Source organism: Amycolatopsis sp. WAC 01375 (genome assembly GCF_003947325.1).
Classification (GTDB): domain Bacteria; phylum Actinomycetota; class Actinomycetes; order Mycobacteriales; family Pseudonocardiaceae; genus Amycolatopsis.
In genome coordinates this window covers 446,313-461,315 of sequence record NZ_QHHW01000024.1, presented here as the reverse complement: position 1 = coordinate 461,315, position 15,003 = coordinate 446,313, and the positions used below count along the sequence as shown (strand labels likewise).

Here is a 15,003-nt window from a genome sequence, read left to right as displayed (position 1 = left end):
GAAAGAGGGCCATGACCGTCACACCGCTCGCGCTCACCCGTCCGGCGTCGGTGACCGACGCGTTCCTGCGACGCCTCGTCGCCCGAGTGCCGGGCTCGTCCGGCGCGACCTGGAAGCTCACCGAGGTCTACACCGGTGATTTGCTCGTCGAACTGCCCCAGTCGACACCCGCCGACATCGAGCAGGCGTTCACCATCGCTCGCGCCGCGCAGGAGAAATGGGCCGCGACACCGCTCAAGCAGCGGCTGGAGGTGTTCAAACGGGCGCACACGCTCTTCGTCGACAACGCGCCGGCCGTCACAGACCTCATCCAGGTCGAGAGCGGTAAGAACCGGCGGATGGCGATCGAGGAGACCTGTGATCCGGCGATGGTGATGAGCCATTACCTCACGCGGGCCGCCAAACTGCTGGCTCCGACCAAACGCGGCGGGCCGGTCCCGTTCCTGACGACGTCGACCGAAGTCCGGCAGCCCAAGGGCGTGGTCGGGATCATCGCGCCGTGGAACTTTCCTTTCGCCACCGGCATTTCCGACGCCGTCCCGGCGCTGATGGCCGGGAACGCGGTGGTGCTGAAACCCGACAACAAGACCGCGCTTTCCCCGCTCTACGGTGTCGAGCTGCTGGAGAAGGCCGGGCTGCCGAAGGGCCTGTTCCAGGTGGTGTGCGGTGAGGGGCCCGACGTCGGCCCCACCCTCATCGACCAGGCGAACTACGTGATGTTCACCGGTTCGACGGCGACCGGCCGGGTGATCGGCGAACGGGCGGGCCGCAACCTCATCGGCTGCTGTCTCGAACTCGGCGGCAAGAACCCGATGATCGTGCTCGAAGACGCCGACCTGGCCGAGACCGTGCAGGGCGCGATCTTCGGCGCTTTCGGCAACACCGGGCAGATCTGCATGCACATCGAGCGGATCTACCTGCCGGAATCCCGTTACGACGAGTTCAAGAAGGCGTACGTGGCCAAGACCAAGGCGCTCGACGTCCGCGCCGCCTATGACTTCGGGCCGGACATGGGTTCGCTCGTCTCCGTCGACCACATGAGCCGCGTCAAGTCGCATGTCGACGACGCCGTCGCGAAGGGCGCGACCGTCCTTTGTGGAGGAAAGCCGCGGCCCGATCTCGGCCCGGCGTTCTTCGAACCGACGATCCTCGAAGGCGTCACGAAGGACATGCTCTGCGGTGTCACCGAAACCTTCGGACCCGTTGTCGCGCTGCACAAGTACCGCACGGTCGACGAGGCCGTCGCGTTCGCCAACGACACCGAGTACGGCCTCAACGCCTCGGTCTGGGGCGCCGACGTCGGCGCCGCCCGCGCCGTGGCCGCGCGGATCGAGTCCGGCAACGTCAACATCAACGACATCCTCGCCACCGCGTACGCCGCCAAGGGGACACCGTCCGGCGGCGTCAAGAATTCGGGCGTCGGCGCCCGCCACGGGGACCAGGGCCTGCTCAAGTACACCGACGTGAAGAACGTGGCGGTGCTCAAGAAACAGGTCATGGGCCCCCGTGGCGGCCAGACCTACGAGAAGTACGTCGAGGGGATGCTGTCCGGGCTGAAGCTCATGCGGCGGTTGCGCATCCGCTAGGCCGTGTCCTGGGAGTCTGTGTGCTGCGGAGCGGCCAGCACGCAGACGATGCTCAGCACGCACATGCCGATCAGCAGGCCGATCGCCGGCCAGACACTGCCCGTCGCCTGGAACAACAGGGTCGACACCAACGGCGAGAGGCCGCCGAAGAGCGCGCCCGCCAGCTGGTAGGACAGCGAGATGCTGGTGTACCGCACCCGCGGGCGGAACATCTGCGACAGGATGGCGGCGATCGGACTGTAGGTCGCCGTCATCGCGAGGCGCATCGCCACGAAAGCCGCGATGATCAGCGCCGCGTTCTTGGTCGAGAGCACCAGGAACTGCGGTGCCGCGAGCACGGCGACGCCGACAAGGCCGATCACGACCACTCGCACCCGGCCGAAGCGATCGCCGAGCCAGGCCGCGCCGAAGCTGACGACCAGTTCGACGAACGCGGCGATGGTGAGCGCGTTGAGCACCAGCGATTCGGAGACGCCGACGGCCGGATCGGTCGCGTACGCCGTCGCGAAAGTGGTGACGAGGTAGTAGCCGCCGACCGCGACGGGCAGCACGCAGATGCCCAGCAGGATCGGTTTCCAGTTCGTCCGGACTGCGTACAGGATCGGCGCGCCGGTTTCCTCGGCGGCTTCTTCGAAGACCGGCGACTCCTCGACCTTCAGGCGCACGATGAGGCCGACGCCGATGAGCAGCACGGAGGCGAAGAAGGGGATCCGCCAGCCCCACGTGGTGAGCCATTCGGTGCCGCCGATGCTCAGGAGACTGAACAGGCCGGTGGCCAGCAGCGCGCCCGCCGGATTCCCTGCCTGTGCGAAGGCGCCGTAGAAGGTCTTCTTGTCCGGCGGCGCGTGTTCGACGGCCATGAGCACGGCGCCGCCCCACTCACCGCCGACGGCGAGCCCTTGGACGAACCTGAGCACCACGAGCAGGATGGGCGCCCACGTGCCGATCTGCGCGTATCCGGGCAGGCAGCCGACGAGGAAGGTCGCCGCGCCCATCATGGTCAGGGTCACCACGAGCGCGGTCTTGCGGCCGACCCGGTCACCGACGTGCCCGAACACGATGCCGCCGAGCGGCCGTGCGAAGAACCCGACCGCGTAGGTCGCGAAGGCCGCCGCGACTCCGGTCAGCCGGTCGCCGGTCGCGGGGAAGAACACGGTGCCGAAGACCAGGCTCGCCGCCGTGGCGTAGATGTAGAAGTCGTACCACTCGATCGTGGTGCCGACGAAGGCCGCGAGCCCGGCCCGGCGGGCTCGACGGAGCGACTGGGTGTCGGTTTGGACGGTCATCGGGCCACCTCGCCGTCGATCCAGGTTTCGAGCACGCGGATACCGGCGATCCGGTCCGGCTCGCAGGTGAGGGGATTCTCGCCGAGCAGCACGAAATCGGCGCGTTTGCCGGGGCTGATCGAGCCGAGGTCGCGCTCACGGCCGAGCACCCTGGCGCCGGCGATCGTGTGGGCGGCGACGGCCGACCGGACGTCGATCAGCAGTTCGTCGCCGCCGAGCCGGTGACCGCGGCGGGTCGTCCTGGTCACCGCGGTCTGGATGGCTTCGAGCGGGTTCGGCTCCGCGACCGGGGCGTCCGAGCTCAGCGTGATCGGGACGCCTGCCGCCTGGAACTCGCCGAGGGGGTTGAATCGCTCGCCGGGGGTGCCGACCGCGTCCGTGACGCCTTCGCCCCAGTTGTAGTAGTGCTGCGGCTGGTTGACGGGGTGGACGCCGAGCGCGGCCATCTGCTTGATCTGCTCCGGGGACGGCAACCCGCAATGCTCGATGCGGTGACGGGCGTCGGGCCGGGGATTTCGCCGCTGCGCGTCCTCGATGGCGTCGAGCACCATCGCGATGGCGTCGGGGGACTGGGCATGGGTCGCGGTCTGGAGCCCGGCCTCATGCGCCTTGCCGATCAGCGCGGAGTAGTCCTTCGGGTCGTGGTAAAGCTGCCCGGTGCGGCACGGATCGCCGACGTAGCCGTCCGGGAAGTACGCGGTCCAGCCGCCGAGCGTGCCGTCGGCGTAGAACTTGATCCCCGCGAACGCGAGCCGGGTGGTGCCGAAAGCGCCGTGCAGCCCCATTTCCAGAGCTTGGTCGAGCAGATGCGACAGCAGGTACATGTGGACGCGCGTCTTGAGCAGACCGGCTTCGTCCAGCCGCAGATACATGTCGAATTCGCGGCGCGTGACCTGGGCGTCGCCGATCGCGGTCACGCCCGCGGCGAGGAACTTCTCCTGCGCGGCGGCCAGCTGCCGCGCGTGCTCCTCCGGCTCGTCCTCGAGGTGGAAGTTCGGCCCGTGCCGCCCGACCTTCACCCCGGTGACGCCGGTGAGGATGTTGCACGCCGCGTCCGAGAGCTCCCCGGTGAGCTCGCCGTGCTCGTCACGAAAGAACACGCCGCCGTCGGGATCCGGGGTGTCGCGGGTGATGCCGTTGCGCCGCAACGTGAAGCTGTTGACCACGCCGCCGTGCCCGCTGGCGTTCATGAGGTAGACCTCGCGGTCTTCGGCGACCGCGTCGAGCTCCTCCTTGCGGGGATGCCGCTTCTCGGCGAGGTTGCGGTGCTCGTAGCCGTAACCTCGGACGGGCCTGCCCGCCGGGGTGTTCTCGGCGGCCTCGTGCAACAGCGCGACGATCTCGGGAATGGTCGACGCGCGCTCGGGGCCGCAGTCCACCCAAGTCATCATCTGCCCGTACATCAGCGGATGCGCGTGCGGATCGATGAAGCCGGGCAGGAGCGTGCCCGGCAGCCGTCGCACCTCCGGCTCGGGGTGGCCGAGGCTCGCCGCGCGGGCGCGGCATTCGTCGACCGAGCCGACGGCGGCGATTTCCTCGCCGAACACGAGTACCGCTCCGGCGCCTTCGGTGGCGTCGTCGACGGTCACCAGCTCGTCGGGAAGCAGGATCGTCGCTCTAGCGTCGAGGACTGAACGATCGAGGGGCAACAGACGCATCGCGCGGACTCCAGGGATTCGACGGTGAAGTGGGGCGAAGGTAAGCGACGAGAACCGCGAGCGCAATCAGATCGGTCGCGTACGGACCGTGTTCGCGATCGATATGTCGGCGATCATGGACAGAACGCGCAACTCGGCTGTCGTTCGGGCTGCCTGGCCGGTGATATGGTGCCGTCTGCCGTCGGAAACTCAGCAGAGGGGAAACCGCCGTGGACGACGCGTTGGTCGCGGCTTTGCGCGCGGACGGCCGGATGAGCGTTGCCGATCTGGCTCACCGCGTCGGGGCGTCACGGTCGGCCGTGTCGGCGCGGCTGGAGCAGCTGAAGGCCGACGGTTCGCTCAACGTGGTCGCGGCGGTCCATCCCGAGTTCCTCGGCCTGACCGCGTACGCGCATCTCGCGATCCGCACGTCGGGCCGTTCGCAGGCGACGACGGACGCCATCGCGGCGCTGCCTGCCGCGGCCTTCGTCTCCGCGGTGAGCGGGGAGTACCAGACCGTCGCCGAGCTGCGGTTGCCCGATTCCCCGGAGCTTTACCGCACGGTGGCGGACATCCGCGGCCTGCCGGAGGTGGAACAGGTCAACACGCTCGTCTACGTGGACGTGGTCAAGGGCCTGTTCATGCCCGGCCGTCCACTGCCGCCCTGGCTGCGGCTCGACGACCGCGACCTCGCGATCATGCTGCGGTTGCAAGCCGACGGGCGCGAAAGCTACGCGCGCATCGCCGAACACGTCGGACTGTCGCCGTCGGCCACCCGCACCCGCGTGCGCTTCCTCGTGGAACACGACGTCATCCGGATCGCGCCGGTACTCAGCCGGGCCCGCCCGGACGCCGGCCTGGTCTGCGGGATCGGCCTGAACGTGCGGGGCGCGGGGGACTCCGTGACGTCGGCGCTCGCCGCGCGCGACGACACCGAGTTCCTCGCCAGGACCATCGGCCGGTTCGACGTCGTCGCCACCATCGCGGCGCAGTCCGCCCGCGACCTCGACCGGGCGCTCGAAGAGATCAGTGGCAGGCCCGACGTCGTGACCGCGGAAACGTGGGTCCACCTCCGTATCGCCAAGGAACGGTACGAGTGGCCGTTGCCGACCGCGGACGAACTCGCACGCCGCTAGTCGTTGTCCAGCAAGGATTTCCGGATCTCGGTCTTGAGCACCTTGCCGATCTTGGACCGGGGGAGATCCGGCCAGATCAGGATCTCCTTGGGGGTCTTGACGCTGCCCAGCCGCTCCTTGACCACGGCACGGAGTTCTTGCGCCACCGCTGTCTTCCCGGTGTGGAGCTGGACCACGGCGGTGATCTGCTCACCCCATTTCTCGTGCGGCAGCCCGATCACGGCACAGTCCTGCACCGCTTCGTGGGCCATGAGCGCCTGCTCGACCTCGGCCGAATAGACGTTGAAGCCGCCGGTGATGATCATGTCCTTGGCGCGGTCGACGATGTAGAGGTAATGATGCTCGTCGAGATACCCGATGTCGCCCGTGTGATGCCAGCCGTGCGCGCTCGCTTCCGCCGTCGCGGCCGGATTCTTGTAGTAGCCGAGCATCACCAGCGAACCGCGGACGACGATCTCGCCGCGTTCGCCGGGCGGCAGCAGTGCACCCGTCTCGGACATGATCGCGACCTGGGTGAGCGGGGTGGGCCTGCCCGCGGAGGTGAACCGTTCGAGGGCGAGCGAGCCGTCGGGATGGACGTGGTCGGCGGGGGCGAGGGTGGAGATCATCATGGGCGCTTCGCTTTGGCCGAACAACTGCCCGAAGACGGGGCCGATCCGGGTGATCGCCTCGGCGAGTTTCGTGGCCGACATCGGCGCGGCGCCGTACCAAAGGCATTGCAGCGATGAAAGATCGGCACTGTCCAGCGCCGGATTGTCGAGCAGGAGGTAGATCAGGGTCGGCGGCAGGAAGGTGTGCGTGATCCGGCGGCTTTCGACCAGAGCGAGGAACTCGCCGAGGTCCGGCGACGGCATCACGACGATCTCGCCGCCGAGCGCCAGGACAGGGAAGCAGAGCACCCCCGCCGCATGCGTCAGCGGGGCGAGCGCCAGATAGCGCGGCCGCCCGGTGAACGGGTAGCTCATCAGCGTGAGCGCCGACATCGTCTCGACGTTGGTACCGCTGAGCATCACCGCCTTGGGATGGCCGGTCGTGCCGCCGGTGCCGACGAGCAGGACCATGTCGTCGAGCGGGGTCTCCTCCCACGGCTCGGCCTCATCGAGCCATTCGGAAAACGGGACGGCGCCGGGCATCGAGCCGTCGAGGCAGACCACTGTGGACAGTTTCGGCAGGTCGGGAAGCATCCGGGAGACGAGCGGTGCGAAAGACTCCTGCACCAGAAGGCAGGTGCAGTCGAACAGGTCGAGCAGTTCCCTGTTCTCGGCGGCTTCGTTGCGCGGGTTGACCGGGCACCACACGGCGCCGGCCCGGCCGATGCCGAACACGCAGCCGAACGATAGCGGATCGTTCCCGGACAGGATCGCCACCTTGTCGCCGGGCTTGACACCCGACCGGGCCAGTGCCCGCCCCACCCGCCACGACAGTTCCCGCACTTCGCCGTAGCTGAGGGATGTGTCGCCCATGGTGAGGCAAGCGGCCGCCGGATCGAGTGAAGCGCCCTTGTCGAGATAGTCGGTCAGTCGCACGCGCTCGTCCTCCCGGTCAGTCGTGGACGGTCAAGACCGGCTTCGAAACCAGCCCGAAGCTTCGTAGCACGCCGAGCAGCTCGCGGTGGCCGAAAGCCTGGCACCCGGACGCGAAACCGACCCGTTTCGGTGGCTGTTGCAGCAGCGAGTACGCACCGTATGCCTGCATCAGCCCGGTCTGCTTGTAGTTGCAGGTGCCGTGGATGACACAGTGCGCGCGGCCCAGCGGTCCCGAGGCGTGCACAGAATCGAGCGAGGTGTTGAGCCGCTGGTTCTCCCGCGGCGGCATCTCGTCGCGCACCGCCGCGGCCTGCTCCGCCAGCACGCGCATCTTTTCGTCCAGCGGCAGGTCTTTCACCTGTTCCAGGACGGCCGCGACGATCTGCGGCACCCCCTGCATGAGCGCGCGATCGAAGACGCCGCCGACGGCCTTGACGTTCGCCACGCGGGCGTCGTTCTTGAACCAGACCGGATGCGACGTGCCGCCCCACGGCAGGGCCAGCCCGGTTTCGTGGTGGCCGGGCACGGTGACGTCCTGCAGGCCGCCGTCCGCGGGCCAGGGAAGATACTCGTTCTGCTCGAGGTAGTAGGCGGCGGACAGTGCGGCGTTGACGAGGATGGTCTTCGTCGAAGCGACCGTGGGATAACCCTTCCAGAAGACCAGGATGTCCAAAGTGTCCAGTCCAGGGGTCTCCAGGCAGAGGTTCGCCGCGATCTCGCCGGTGGTGTACATCTGCGCGATGCCGGGGGAGAGCAGGAGGCCCTTCTCCGCCATCTGCTCGCCGTAGCGGTCTTCGGCGGAGATCAGCCAGTCCTGTTCGCCGGTGGTGTCGAGATAATGCGTTCCGGTGCGCAGGCAGGCTTCGACGACCTCGTGGCCGTACTCACTGAACGGGCCGACGGTGTTGCAGACGACCTTGGCGTCACGGAACAGTTCGGTGAGCGCTTCGACGTCGTGCGAGACCTCGACGACCTCGTGGTCGATGGTGTCGAGACCGGGGACGTGGTCGAGCGCCTCCTGGATGCGGGCCTTGTCCCGGCCGGCGGCGATGAACGGGACGTTGTACTCGCGCAGGTACTCGCAGATCAGCCGTCCGGTGTAGCCGGAGGCGCCGTAGACCACGACGGGCTTGGGGCTGCTCATAGGGATTCCTTTCGGTGAATGCTGGTCACATGCCCATTCCGCCGTCGACCGGAAGCCCGGCGCCGGTGATGAAACGTGCCGCGTCGGAGGCGAGGAACACGACGGCGTCGGCCATGTCGGCGACCTCCCCGAGCCGCCCGGCCGGGGTCTGCCCGATCACGGCGCCGATGGCCTCTTCGACGCTGGGGAACAGGCCGGCCTCGACGACGTCCTGCGCGAGCTGATTACCCATCTGGGTGGGGACGAGGCCGGGGTAGACGCAGTTGACGCGGACGCCGTAGCCGAGTTTCCCGGCCTCCATCGCGGCGACCCTGGTCAGCCGGTCGACCGCCGATTTCGTCGCCGAATAGCCCGCGATCCCGGGGAAGGCGATGGTCGCGGCGACCGAAGAGATGTTCACGACGGCGCCGCCGGTGCCCGCGGGTCCGCCGGGTCGCATCGCGCGGAAGGCGTGCTTCACGCCGAGGGCGGTGCCCAGCACGTTGACGTCGAGCATCTTGCGCACGTCGGCCGGATCCAGATCGGCGACGAGCCCGGTGATCTCGACACCGGCGTTGTTCACCACGATGTCCAGCCCGCCGAGTTCGCCGATGACCGCGGCGACCGCCTGCTCCCAGCTCTGTTCGTCGGTGACGTCGAGCCGGACGAAGCCCGCGTTGGCGCCTTTCTGCTTGATCTGGTCGGCGGTGGCGCGCCCGAGGTCCTCCTGGACGTCGCCGATGACCACCGAGGCGCCCGCCAGGGCGAGCGCTTCGGCCATCCCGGCTCCCAGGCCCTGCGCTCCACCCGTGACCAGGGCTTTCCGGCCCGAAAGGTCGTACGAACCCATGGACTTCTCCTCCTTGAGACGGTCCGCGGTTGCGGTGTGGGTCACATCCTGAGCCTGTTTTGGACAGTCGTCAAGATAATCTTGGACAGTCGTCAAGATTTCCGCGACGCTAGACTGAGGCACCCGCGGCAGGCGCGGGCTCCCGGACCGGACAGGAACTCGTGGTGACCGAGACGAGCGAGCGGATCGCACGCCGGAGCGTGGACAAGTTCGCCCAGCGCCGGGCAGAACTGGCGGACTCGACGCTGCAAGCGCTGTCCGAACTGGGGTACGCCAGGACGAGCCTGCGGGAGATCGCCCAGAAGTCGAACTTCTCGCACGGAGTGCTGCACTACTACTTCACCGACAAGGTGGAACTGCTGACTTACGCGGTCCGCAAGTTCGAAGAAGTGTGCGTCACCCGCTACGACGAGGCCGTGGCCGCGGCGCGGTCGGCCGAAGAACTCAAGCAGGGCTTCGGCGCCGCGATGGCGGGCACGCTGCGGGCCGACGCCGCGATGCACCGGCTCTGGTACGACCTGCGGAACCAGAGCCTGTTCGAGGCCGCGTTCCGCCCCGACGTGCTCGAGATCGACACGCAGCGGCAAGCGATGATCTGGCGCGTCGTCGAGCGCTATGCCGAACTCGCCGACGCGTCGCCGGTCGTGACGCGACCGGTCGCCTATGCGGCTTTCGACGGCTTGTTCCAGCAGGCGCTGCTGCACCATCTCGCCGGCGAGGAGACCAGCCTGGCCGAGGATGCCGGGTCGTTGATGGGGCAGCTGGTTTCGTAGGTCCGGACCTTGGGTTGGACGGCACTCGTTCCGGAGCTTCCGGCAGACCGTTGAACGCGTCAGACCTTCGGCACTACCTCCGCGATCCTCGGCGCCGCGCCTCCCGGGGACCAGAGGAGCCGGACCTGGCCGGTCACGACGCCCTCGGCGGGCAGTTCCGTGTAGCCGCCCGACATCCTGCCGATCGTGCGCCAGCCTCCGGCCGGGTCCTCGATCTGGACGTCGGCGCCCGCGCCTGCTTCCGCCGCCAGGACGACGACCTTGGCCAACGGTTTCGGCGTGGCGGAGGTGACCACGAGCGCGTCGCCGGGCATCGGTGCCGATGCCGCCGTATACAGCGAATCGGCGTTGTTGTCCGCGGCGGCGGCCAGGTTCGATCCCGCCGGGGTGCCGGTGACCGTGTACTTCGGACTGTCCGGTGTGGACACCGTGAATTCCCGGACCACGACCCAGAAGGACTGCGGTCCGGTCGTGCGCAGGCGGACGAACCTGGCCTCGGCGCCGTCCGGAAGGTCCGCCGAGATCACCGGTTCGGTGACTGTCTTCACGGTCGTCCATCGCGTGCCGTCGGCGGAGTACTCGAGGACGCCGTCGCGCACGAAGTCGTCCGGACTGGTCGGTTTGCCCATCAGGATGTCCACATGGGACACCCGTTGCGATGAGCCGAGGTCGACGCCGATGGTGGCGCCGACGCGGGGCGCCCAGTCGCTCCAGTAATAGGTCTCGGGGTCACCGTCGACCATCCGGGCGGGCACGTTGTCGGTGTAGGTCCCCAGCGACGTCGTCGGCTGCGGCCGGACCCCTGGCAGGCCGAACCAGCGGTCTGCCGTGGCCAGCGCGCTGTTGAGGAACGGGACGCAGACCGCCGTGCAAGTGCTCGGGTTACGCGGCCCGCGCGAGGTCGGGACGCGGATTGCCTGCGCCTGCTTGAGCGCGGCGACGAGTTTCCCGCGCTCCGCCCACGCCTTCGCGCCATCGCCGTCGAACTGTGCCAGCAGCATCTTCACCGCGTGACCGCCAGCCTGGCCGTAGAGGCCGACCTGGTCGAGCCACGGTCCGACCTCGGCTAGGAACTTCGGGTTCGACGCCATCCCGCGTCGCAGCTCGTCGGGATCGGAGGCCATCGCGGTGAGATAGCGATCCAGTTTCGCCGCCGCGTCCCACGGGTCCTTCTTCTCCAGCGCGGACCAGAAAGCGGCGAGCAGGGGGCGCAACACCGGTGAGTCCAGATCCGGCTTCCCGGTTTCGAGGCGGACGAGCAGACTCGAATAGTTGTTCTCCGCGAACACCTTCAGCGCCGGCGCGGCGGGGCCGCCGAGGTCGGCGATGGCGGCGAGCCACGATTCGTCCGGATCGTAGCGATCCGGGTTCCAGAGGAAGTCACCCGAGGTGAATTCGGCGATCTTGGACGCCTCCGCCTGCACCATCGGGTTCGCGGTGATCCCGGACAGATACTTCGCGACCCCGGGCTCACGGCCGATGTACGGGCCGAGCAGCAGCCGTTCGGTGATGTAGTCGTTGACCGGGTAGTTGTCCCAGATCAGGATGTCGTGCCCGAAGACCTCTTTCGCCTGCCGGGCCTGCTTCTCGGTGATCTGCCCGGCGATCACACCGACACCGGTCCACTCGACGATCACCGCCTTGTCGAGCTGAGTGCGCAGCGCGGTCTTGTACGGGGAGTCGGCGAGGTCGTAGTACTCGGTCGGGACGGTCTGGAGCCGCTCGACACCGGGATGTGTGGTGATGAAGTCCTGCTGAACCCGGTTGAGCAGGAACGATTGCGCCGCGCCCGCGGCCGCGCCGCCGGTGCCGAACTTCGCGGCGTCGGCGTCGCAGTTCCAGCGGGTGTAGGAGATGTCGTCGAGCGGGATCGCGAACGACCGCACCCCGATGTCCCACAGTGATTGGAACTTCGTGACCAGCGCGGTCTTGTCGGCGTCCGAGGAGTAGCACACGGAAAGGCCGGGGGAGAGGGCGTACGTGAACTCGACGTGGTTCGCGGCGGAACGGGCCACCAGTTGCGAGAGCAGCGCGAGCTGTTCCGGCGGGTACTGGTCGCGCCAGCGGGCACGCAGGAACGGGTCGTCCTTGGGGGAGTAGACGTACATGTTCTGCTTGGTGCGGCCGTAGAAGTCCAGCTGCGCCAGCCGATCCGCGTGCGACCACGGCGCGCCGTAGAACCCTTCGATCACGCCGCGCAGCGGGGCCGCCGGCCAGTCGCGCATGCCGAACGCGCGGCTCTTGCCGGACACGAAGAGCTGCCGGAACGACTGCGCGGCGTAGAACGTCCCCGAAGTGTCCACGCCGGACAAGGCGATCACGCCGCGGTCGGCGGCGAGGACGTATCCGCCGGGGGACAAGCCTTCGGGGCCGTCGACGCGGAGCGCGGCGAGCGCGAGGGCCGTCGCCCTGCTTTCGGTGGGACCGCCGACGAAGACGACGAGCCCGCCGTTACCGCGTTCCCGCTCGACGGCCGCCCGGTCGTTGTCGGTGATCTTGACGATCGTGCTCGCGCCCGCCGAGCGGAGCACCCGGTCGACGACGGCGAGCGCGGACGGATCCGTGCCCGCTCCGACGACTTCGACGACGGTGCGCGGGATGGTCACCTGACCCGGTCGCGGCGTCAGCTGCTGGGGTGTCGGCCACACCCGTGCCAGTGGTGGTTCGGCGGCGGGAGCCGCGCTCGCCGGTGCGGGGACCGCCACCGCCACCGTGGTCACGAGAAGCATGACCGGAATGAGTCGAAGTACCCACCCGAAGGACATCGGCCGCCCCCAAATCGTCGATCAACGACGTTCTGCGAGCAAGGAAACACCCAATGTGATGACGAAGGCTAGGTCGGTCTGGGTGATTTTCGCCAGCGACGGGCCTGCGGACTTATGACTCGTCCGGCAGCGCGGCCGCGGTCGGGGTGAGATGCCGGGTCAGCGCCTCGGCCGCCGCGTCGGCGTCGCGGGCCAGTTCGCTCGCGGTCCACATCCGGTCGAAGGTCTCGAGCAGGACGGGGTTTCCGCAGCCGTCCAGCAAGGTCCGGTGGAAGACGCGGTGGGCTTCGGACCACGCACCGCTGAGGTGCTCGCCTTTGTCGGATTCGAACGGCGGCGTCCGGCTCGGCCGGTGATGGGCGGCGCGTACGCGGGCCTCCCAGGCCGGGACGGCGAAACCGCGGTTGGGCAGTCTGTCGGCGAGGCCGTCGCCGACCACGCGTACGACCGCCAGGCTCACGCCCTGTTCTCTCGCGAGGTCCTGCGGTTTGAGCGCGGCGCCGGGGGCGTGCTCGCCACGCATGATCGCCTCCCGCAGGCGCGTGTACACCTGCTTATCCGGTGAAGCCATCGATGGAATATAGACGAATCGAAAGATAATCGATTATCTGTGTTATGGTCGATTCATGACCGCTGTCAATGACCCCTTCGCCCGGCTGCCCGAAGCGGCCTCCTTCTCTGTCACCAGTACGTCTGTCGCCGAAGGCGCCGCCTGGTCGCCCGATCAGCTGGCCGGTAAGGACGCCTCGCCACAACTGAGTTGGAGTGGTGCCCCGCGAGGCACCAAGAGCTACGCCGTCACCGTCTACGACCCCGACGCCCCCACCGGCTCCGGTTTCTGGCACTGGGCGGTCGCCGACATCCCCGCCACCGTGACCGAGCTGCCGGAGGGGGCCGGCGACGACAGCGGATCCGGGCTGCCCGAGGGCGCCTTCCAGCTGCCCAACGACGCTCGCCTGGCCCGTTTTCTCGGTGCCGCGCCGCCTGCCGGACACGGCGTGCACCGTTACTTCGTCGTGGTGCACGCCCTCGACGTCGAGTCGCTCGGCGTCCCGGCCGACGCCACGCCCGCGTTCCTCGGCTTCGCCATGGCCTCGCATGTGCTCGGTCGCGCCGTCCTGATCGCCACGGCCGAAACCCCGGGTGAAGAGCGCGTCGAGGTCTCGCGGCTCATCCCGGCCTCCGCCGAGGCCGTCTTCGCGGTCTTGAGTGACCCGAAGGGCCATGTCGACATCGACGCGTCAGGGATGCTCCTCGACGCGGAAGGGGACCCGGTCCGGCAGGCGGGTGACCGGTTCCTCGTCCACATGGACCGTGAAGCGCTCGGGGACGTGCCCTTGGGCAAGTACGACGTCGAGGTCGTCATCACCACGCTCGTCCCGGAACAGGAGATCGCCTGGACCGTCGAAGGCCGGGTCCGGCCGCACGCCCGGCACATCTACGGCTACCGGCTGGCTCCGGCCGAGGGCGGCACCCTCGTCACGTCGTACTACGACTGGTCGGAGGTCGGCGAGGAGTGGAAGAAACGCCTCACCTTCCCTGTGGTCCCGGTGTCCGCGCTCAAGGCCACGCTCGGGATTCTCGAACGGACGGTCCGGCGTCGAGGCGAAACACCCCCGCGCGGGCGCTGAACCCGCCAGAATGACCCCGTGCGAATACTTCCCGTCGTAGTGGCGCTCGTCTTGCTCGGTCTCGCCGGTTGTCAGGGCGAGGTGTCCGGTCAAGCCGAGCCCGAGGGCGACAGCTTCACGATCAAGGACGGGTCTCGGCTGCGGTTCCGGCCGGTGCTGGCCGAGCTCCCGCCGGGGCCGCCGACAGGTCCGGCGACCGACCGGCAGAGCACCGATCCCGCCGGGCAACAGGCCGCCGCGGCGGCGCTGGACTGTTCGGCGGGCCCGGATCCGCTGGATGGCCGGGACGATCCGGCGCTCCCGCTGGTCAGCTGCGACCGGGTGGAGGGCGTCAAATACCTGCTCGGCCCGGCGTTCCTCACCGGAGCCGACCTCAGCCGGGCGAACGCCCGGCTCGCCACGCAATCGGGAGGCCCGATCGTCGGGCTCAGTTTTACCGACGCGGGTGCGCGGACGTGGGCCGACTGGACCGCGGGGAACGTCGGCAAGCAGGTCGCGATGGTGCTGAAGAGCCGCGTACTGACCGCGCCGATGATCCAGTCCGCCATCACCGGCGGCGAAACCCAGATCACCGGCAAGTTCACCGTGACCGAAGCCCGTCAGCTGGCAAGGGACATCGCCGGCGCTTGAGAGTGGCTCCGGTACCTACCGGATTCCGGCTTCGGCTGATCGTGTAGTCCCGGTCCGTGA

General features: G+C 68.6%; 12 protein-coding genes. 5 read left to right on the top strand and 7 right to left on the bottom strand.

All coding sequences use genetic code 11. The features are described 5' to 3' along the window. Positions 1-11 precede the first annotated feature (11 nt). Complete coding sequence (locus tag DL991_RS14130; protein WP_125784722.1) at positions 12-1,586, top strand: succinic semialdehyde dehydrogenase; 1,575 nt, start codon at positions 12-14, stop codon at positions 1,584-1,586. On the opposite strand, the gene DL991_RS14125 is transcribed toward DL991_RS14130, so the two are convergent. Then, complete coding sequence (locus DL991_RS14125) at positions 1,583-2,872, bottom strand: MFS transporter (RefSeq protein WP_125784721.1); 1,290 nt, start codon at positions 2,870-2,872, stop codon at positions 1,583-1,585. The two genes, DL991_RS14130 and DL991_RS14125, sit on opposite strands and share 4 nt — an antisense overlap. Further along, the gene (locus DL991_RS14120) at positions 2,869-4,530 is read right to left on the bottom strand and encodes an amidohydrolase (RefSeq protein ID WP_125784720.1); all 1,662 of its coding nucleotides are present in this window, start codon (positions 4,528-4,530) and stop codon (positions 2,869-2,871) included. Before DL991_RS14120 ends, DL991_RS14125 begins: the two co-directional genes overlap by 4 nt. 209 nt (positions 4,531-4,739) lie before the next feature. Here DL991_RS14120 and DL991_RS14115 point away from each other — a divergent pair, with 209 nt between their 5' ends. After that, complete coding sequence (locus tag DL991_RS14115) at positions 4,740-5,645, top strand: Lrp/AsnC family transcriptional regulator (RefSeq protein ID WP_125784719.1); 906 nt, start codon at positions 4,740-4,742, stop codon at positions 5,643-5,645. On the opposite strand, the gene DL991_RS14110 is transcribed toward DL991_RS14115, so the two are convergent. The 3 genes from DL991_RS14110 to DL991_RS14100 are packed head-to-tail and all read right to left on the bottom strand — an operon-like array spanning position 5,642 to position 9,189. Further along, positions 5,642-7,171: an AMP-binding protein gene (locus DL991_RS14110; RefSeq protein WP_125784718.1), complete on the bottom strand. Its 1,530-nt coding sequence runs from the start codon at positions 7,169-7,171 to the stop codon at positions 5,642-5,644. The genes DL991_RS14115 and DL991_RS14110 overlap by 4 nt on opposite strands. Positions 7,172-7,187: 16 nt before the next feature. Beyond that, positions 7,188-8,315: a DUF5938 domain-containing protein gene (locus tag DL991_RS14105; RefSeq protein WP_125784717.1), complete on the bottom strand. Its 1,128-nt coding sequence runs from the start codon at positions 8,313-8,315 to the stop codon at positions 7,188-7,190. Between the two features lie 25 nt (positions 8,316-8,340). Then, positions 8,341-9,189 (bottom strand): SDR family NAD(P)-dependent oxidoreductase, encoded by an 849-nt coding sequence (locus DL991_RS14100; RefSeq protein WP_233598845.1) that lies wholly within the window; start codon positions 9,187-9,189, stop codon positions 8,341-8,343. Positions 9,190-9,308: 119 nt separating this feature from the next. Here DL991_RS14100 and DL991_RS14095 point away from each other — a divergent pair, with 119 nt between their 5' ends. Continuing rightward, positions 9,309-9,917 carry a TetR/AcrR family transcriptional regulator gene (locus tag DL991_RS14095; RefSeq protein WP_125784716.1) on the top strand — a complete coding sequence of 203 codons (609 nt, stop codon included), beginning with the start codon at positions 9,309-9,311 and terminating at the stop codon, positions 9,915-9,917. 59 nt (positions 9,918-9,976) lie between these two features. On the opposite strand, the gene DL991_RS14090 is transcribed toward DL991_RS14095, so the two are convergent. Beyond that, positions 9,977-12,646: a beta-N-acetylglucosaminidase domain-containing protein gene (locus tag DL991_RS14090; RefSeq protein WP_233598843.1), complete on the bottom strand. Its 2,670-nt coding sequence runs from the start codon at positions 12,644-12,646 to the stop codon at positions 9,977-9,979. A 148-nt stretch (positions 12,647-12,794) separates the two neighbouring features. Then, on the bottom strand, positions 12,795-13,253 hold the full coding sequence (locus DL991_RS14085) for an FCD domain-containing protein (protein WP_125784715.1): 459 nt from the start codon (positions 13,251-13,253) through the stop codon (positions 12,795-12,797). 55 nt (positions 13,254-13,308) lie between these two features. Between DL991_RS14085 and DL991_RS14080 the strand changes: the two genes are divergently transcribed. Both DL991_RS14080 and DL991_RS14075 read left to right on the top strand, forming a co-directional pair. Beyond that, complete coding sequence (locus tag DL991_RS14080; RefSeq protein WP_125784714.1) at positions 13,309-14,313, top strand: YbhB/YbcL family Raf kinase inhibitor-like protein; 1,005 nt, start codon at positions 13,309-13,311, stop codon at positions 14,311-14,313. A gap of 18 nt (positions 14,314-14,331) precedes the next feature. Next, entirely contained in the window at positions 14,332-14,943 is a 612-nt protein-coding gene (locus DL991_RS14075; protein ID WP_125784713.1) for a precorrin-3B C(17)-methyltransferase, read from the top strand. Positions 14,944-15,003: the final 60 nt, after the last annotated feature.